Source organism: Azospirillum formosense, assembly GCF_013340925.1.
In the GTDB taxonomy this organism is placed as follows: Bacteria; Pseudomonadota; Alphaproteobacteria; order Azospirillales; family Azospirillaceae; genus Azospirillum; species Azospirillum formosense.
In genome coordinates this window covers 1-4,760 of sequence record NZ_WHOR01000353.1, presented here as the reverse complement: position 1 = coordinate 4,760, position 4,760 = coordinate 1, and the positions used below count along the sequence as shown (strand labels likewise).

4 protein-coding genes are annotated in these 4,760 nt (G+C 66.8%); all 4 read left to right on the top strand.

Annotation, left to right across the window (positions count from 1 at the left end; all coding sequences use genetic code 11):
• Positions 1 to 50 precede the first annotated feature (50 nt).
• Positions 51 to 2,189, top strand: a complete 2,139-nt coding sequence (gene uvrB / locus GBZ26_RS26950; RefSeq protein ID WP_109138712.1) for an excinuclease ABC subunit UvrB — start codon at positions 51 to 53, stop codon at positions 2,187 to 2,189.
• 104 nt (positions 2,190 to 2,293) lie between these two features.
• On the top strand, positions 2,294 to 2,572 hold the full coding sequence (locus tag GBZ26_RS26945) for a neuropeptide-like protein 29 (protein ID WP_174441458.1): 279 nt from the start codon (positions 2,294 to 2,296) through the stop codon (positions 2,570 to 2,572).
• 149 nt (positions 2,573 to 2,721) lie between these two features.
• On the top strand, positions 2,722 to 3,828 hold the full coding sequence (gene spbR, locus GBZ26_RS26940; protein ID WP_174441457.1) for a SpbR family protein: 1,107 nt from the start codon (positions 2,722 to 2,724) through the stop codon (positions 3,826 to 3,828).
• A 227-nt stretch (positions 3,829 to 4,055) separates the two neighbouring features.
• Positions 4,056 to 4,760, top strand: a 705-nt coding sequence (locus GBZ26_RS26935; protein ID WP_247884923.1) for an MFS transporter, incomplete at its 3' end; no start/stop codon positions are given.

The following is a 4,760-nucleotide window of genomic DNA, read 5'->3' as shown; positions in this document are numbered from 1 at the left end:
GGCCATATACTCGGTTCCCGTTCCGTACCCCCTGGCGCGAGCGCACCCGCATGTCCCATCCCGTCCTGACCGCCCTCCCGCAGAAATCCCTCCCGAAGCTGGAGGCGGGCAAGAAGTTCGAACTGGTGTCGGAGTTCAAGCCCTCCGGTGACCAGCCGCGCGCCATCGGGGAGCTGACCGAGGGGCTGCGCGCCGGTGAGAAGGATCAGGTGCTGCTCGGCGTCACCGGGTCCGGCAAGACCTTCACCATGGCGCACGTCATCCAGCACGTCCAGCGACCCACCCTGGTGCTCGCTCCGAACAAGACGCTGGCGGCGCAACTCTATGGCGAGATGAAGTCCTTCTTCCCGAACAACGCGGTGGAATACTTCGTTTCCTACTACGACTACTACCAGCCGGAAGCCTACGTCCCGCGCACCGACACCTTCATCGAGAAGGAATCCTCGATCAACGAGCAGATCGACCGGATGCGCCACTCGGCGACGCGGGCGCTGCTGGAGCGGGACGACGTCATCATCGTGGCGTCGGTCTCCTGCATCTACGGCATCGGTTCGGTCGAAACCTATTCGGAGATGACCGTCGACCTGCGCAAGGGGCAGGTGGTCGCCCAGCCCGACCTGCTGCGCAAGCTCACCGAGCTTCAGTACAAGCGCAACGACGCGGCCTTCGGGCGCGGCCTGTTCCGGGTGCGCGGCGACACGGTGGAGCTGTTCCCCGCCCACATGGAGGACCGCGCCTGGCGCATCTCTCTGTTCGGCGACGAGATCGAGGGCATCCACGAGATCGACCCGCTGACCGGCGAGAAGATCGCCTCGCTGGAGGCCGTGCGCATCTATCCCAACAGCCACTATGTGACTCCCAAGCCGACGCTCAATCAGGCCATCGAGCAGATCAAGCGCGAGTTGAAGCTCCGGCTGGAGGAGTTCAACGCCCAGGGCAAGCTGCTGGAGGCGCAGCGGCTGGAGCAGCGCACGACCTTCGACATCGAGATGATGGCGGCCACCGGCGCCTGCGCCGGCATCGAGAACTATTCCCGCTACCTGACCGGCCGCGCGGCGGGCGAGCCGCCGCCGACGCTGTTCGAGTATCTGCCGGGCGACGCGCTGCTGATCGTCGACGAAAGCCACGTCATGGTGCCGCAGATCGGCGGCATGTATCGCGGCGACCGCATGCGCAAGGAAACCTTGTCGGAATACGGCTTCCGCCTGCCCAGCGCCATGGACAACCGCCCGCTGAAGTTCGAGGAGTGGGAGGGCATGCGCCCGCAGACGGTCTTCGTCTCCGCCACCCCCGGCCCCTGGGAGATGGAGCGCACCGGCGGCGTCTTCGCCGAGCAGGTGGTTCGCCCGACGGGCTTGATCGACCCGGAGGTGATCATCCGTCCCACCGAGACGCAGGTGGACGACCTGATCCACGAGTGCAAGGAGGTGGTGGCGAAGGGCAACCGCGTGCTGGTCACCACGCTCACCAAGAAGATGGCCGAGGCGCTGACCGAATACATGCACGAGGCGGGGCTGCGCGTGCGCTACATCCACTCCGACGTGGAGACTCTGGAGCGCATCGAGATCATCCGCGACCTGCGCCTCGGCGCCTACGACGTGCTGGTCGGCATCAATCTGCTGCGCGAGGGGCTGGACATCCCCGAATGCTCGCTGGTCGCCATCCTGGACGCCGACAAGGAGGGCTATCTGCGCTCCAAGACCTCGCTGATCCAGACCATCGGCCGCGCCGCGCGCAACGTCGAGGGGCGGGCGATTCTCTACGCCGACAAGATCACCGGCAGCATGCAGTACGCCATCGACGAGACGGCGCGCCGCCGCGAGAAGCAGCGGGCCTACAATCTGGAGCACGGCATCACGCCGGAATCCGTGAAGAAGGCCATCGGCGACATCCTGGAGAGCGTGTACGAGCGCGGCGACCACGTCACCGTGAAGACCGGCCTGAACGCGTCGGAACTGGTCGGCCACAACCTGAAGTCCGTGATGGCCGACATGGAGAAGCGCATGAAGGCCGCCGCCGCGGACCTGGAGTTCGAGGAGGCCGCCCGCCTGCGCGACGAACTCCGCCGGTTGGAGGCGATGGACCTCGGGCTGGAGCAGCCGGGCAGCATCGGCATCAGCTCCGCCCGCCAGGGCCGCGGCATTCCCGAGGGCGCTCCGAAGAAGCAGGGCCGCCGGGGACGGCGCTGACGGGAAAGGGCGGAACCGCTTCGGGAATAATATCCCCGTCGCAGGCGTTCATCCTGCCAGTACGGCCCGCTCGCCGGGCCGCGACCCCTGGCACAGGAACGCCAATGACGACGCTCCGCTCTCTGTTCCTTCTGTCCTTCGCCGCCCTTCTGCTGTCCGGCTGCTACGTCGCCGCCGGGACGCCCGGACCCGTCTACGCCTACGGACACCGGTCCTATGGGTACGGCTATTACGAGCGCCCGCAGTACCGCCATTACGGGCCGCCGCCCGTCGTGTATGGCCGTCCCTACTACGGCGGCTATTACGGCAGCCCGCGCGGTGGCCACCATGGCGGCCCCCGCCATCATCACCGGCATGGCGGTTGGGGAAGGGGCGGCTGGTGAGGAGCGGCCAGGCCCGGCCCGTGACTGGAAATCGTCGTTAACAAAGGCTCAATTCTTTGGTCCGATCATGACCTGAATACATTCGCTCCCCCTGATGCACGAATCCGAGGTGCGGGGAGCGACGCAGGGCAGGAAAGGGTCAGGGACCCATGAGCGACCAACTCACCAAGGACGACGTGTCCAGACTGCTGTCGGACCCGTCGCCGAACAGCCGCTCCGAACTGGCGGTCAAGGTTGCCAAGCAATTCTCCGCGGCCACCTTGACGGACGGTGAACGCCGGCTCGCCGAGGACATCATCCGCTTCATGGCGCGCGACGCCGTGGTGCGCGTGCGCCAGTCGCTGGCCGAGAATCTGAAGGCCAACCCGGCGCTGCCGCGCGACGTCGCGCTGATGCTGGCCCGCGATGTGGAGGCGGTGGCGATCCCGGTGCTCAGCGTCTCCACGGTGCTGACCGACGCCGACCTCGTCGAACTGGTGCGGACCGGAACGGACGCCAAGCACGCCGCCATCGCGCAGCGCCCGGCCCTGTCGGCCAGCGTCGCCGACGCGCTGATCGACACCGCGTCGGAAGGGGCGGTGGCGGTCCTGGTCGCCAACGAGAGTGCGGATCTCGGCGAGCGCACGCTCGGCCGCGTCATCGAGCGTTTCGCCGACAGCGAAACCGTGCAGGTGCCGCTGGTCCAGCGCGCCCGCCTGCCGATCACCATTGCCGAGCGGCTGGTCGCCGTGGTTTCGGAAAAGCTCCAGCAGCATCTGGTGACCAACCACGACCTTCCGGCCAAGGTCGCCGCCGATCTGATCCTGCAAAGCCGCGAGCGCGCCACCGTCGCCCTCTTCTCCGGGGAGAGCGACGAGGGCGCGCTGGAACGGCTGGTCGCGCAACTGTCGCGCAGCGGCCGCCTGACCCCGTCGCTGCTGGTGCGGGCGCTGTGCATGGGCGACAGCGCCTTTTTCGAAACGGCGTTGTCCCATCTGGCCAACGTGCCGCTGACCAACGCCCGCCTGCTGATCCACGACGCCGGACGGCTGGGTCTGAAATCCATCTACGACAAGGCCAAGCAGCCGCCGGCCCTGCTGCCGGCCTGCCGGATCGCCCTCGACGTGCTGAAGGAAACCCCCTACGACGGCGAGGCGCACGACATCGAACGCCACCGTCGCCGGGTGATCGAGCGCATCCTGACCCAGTATGAGGATCTGGCCGCAGAGGACCTCGACTACCTGCTCGACAAACTTGGCGATCTCATGCGTGTGTAAGTGGAAAAGTACCGGAACTTCGAAGATTGCCAAAATTGCAGTTTTGGGTTGCGATCTTAAGCAATCGCGGCAACTTTTCATTTTCCTTGGCTTTGTAGCGATCTGACTTTCCGACTTTGCTCGCCTTGAGTGGCGCATTTCATGGTGTCATCTCGCGGTGTCGGCTGTTCCCAACCTTTGCTTCTGGCCGCGGACTGCTTCGCCAGAACCTCGGAGGGGAGACGCGGTTGCCTGATGAGAGCAAGGGGCGGGTGGCGGCGGTACCGGATGAATCCGGTCACGGCTTCCGGCCGGCGTCGCTGGACGCCGTGAATTTCCTGCTGGCGGACGTGCGGGGCGCGCTCGGTCCCTATCTCAACGTCTTCCTTGTGACCCAACAGCATTGGAGCCAGTCGGAGGTCGGTCTGGTGACGAGCCTCGCCGGCTGGCTCGGGCTTGCCGTGCAGACGCCCATCGGGGCGGCCATCGACTCCACCCACCGCAAGCGCGAGGCCATTGTCGTGGCGCTGGCCGTGCTGGGTGTGGGGGCGCTGTGCATCTACGCGTTCCCGCGCTTCTGGCCGGTTCTGATCGCGAACACGCTGATCGCGGTGGTGGGGGACGTGTTCGGCCCGGCGGTGGCGGCCCTGACCCTCGGCCTCTTCCCGCAGCGCCTGCTGGCCCGGCGGATGGGACGCAACGCCGCCTTCGACCACGCGGGCAACGTCGGCGTGGCGGCGCTCGCCGGGCTGGTCGGCTGGCTGTTCTCGCAGCAGGCGGTCTTCCTGCTGGTGCCGGTGGTTGCGGTCCTGGCGGCGGACGCCGTCCTGTCCATCCCGGCCTCCGCCGTTGATAAGGGCCGCTGTCTCCTATACACAACTGACGCTGCCGACGCACGACTCCGTGGGGGACACGGGGGGAGGCGGGACGTGAGCGAAAGGAACAAGGACGTC